We start from the raw sequence: 569 nt of genomic DNA on the forward strand, positions 1-569 counted from the left end.
TAGGGAAAACACGCCAGCATACGAACAGCTCAGTCGGGCAGCGCGCTATTCCTCCCAGTAAGCGTCTGCAAGCAGCTTAAAGCAGATCTTCTTGACCGGCTGCGCGCCATCGCCCGGGAACTCGAGCGTGGGCATGTGAGGCTCGCCGGCAACAAACAGCGCAAACTTGTCGTCGGCAAGATCGCCGGCGATCGAGGCGTCGGAATCGACCAGATCGTAGTCGTCCTTCTCGTCAAACTCCTGGACCAGCGTCAGGCTGCCCGTGGCGACCTTAAAGGCCTCGCGACCCTCGACGTCGATCTGCAGGTCGTGATAGCGCTGATGCGTCTCATAGTGAGCCTCGGCCTCGGGACGCGTCGTGGGAGCCATGACGTTCGCAAAGACCTTGTCGCCCAGAATCGGATGGCTGCCGACCTCGAGCTGCGCCGGGTCGTTCTCCTCGAGCCAGTCGATCAGCACGTCGAGGCCCTTGAGCATTCCGCGGTACTCCTCGATATCGCCCAATGCACCGTAAATCATCTAAATCCCCTCTCGGATCGTTTCTTTGGCGGCTACTCGGCAAACGCGTT

1 protein-coding gene is annotated in these 569 nt (G+C 60.3%); it reads right to left on the reverse strand.

Translation table 11 applies throughout. From position 1 onward, the window contains the following. Positions 1-45: 45 nt before the first annotated feature. The gene (locus ACTQZF_RS09250) at positions 46-519 is read right to left on the reverse strand and encodes a YhcH/YjgK/YiaL family protein (RefSeq protein WP_117654927.1); all 474 of its coding nucleotides are present in this window, start codon (positions 517-519) and stop codon (positions 46-48) included. Positions 520-569: the final 50 nt, after the last annotated feature.

Origin of the sequence: Collinsella sp. LCP19S3_H3 (assembly GCF_052119145.1) — a bacterium.
Taxonomy (GTDB): domain Bacteria; phylum Actinomycetota; class Coriobacteriia; order Coriobacteriales; family Coriobacteriaceae; genus Collinsella.

Bases quoted from the DNA above. Each gene is read 5' to 3' on its own strand.
- ACTQZF_RS09250 (WP_117654927.1), bottom strand. From the start codon at position 519: ATGATTTACGGTGCATTGGGCGATATCGAGGAGTACCGCGGAATGCTC.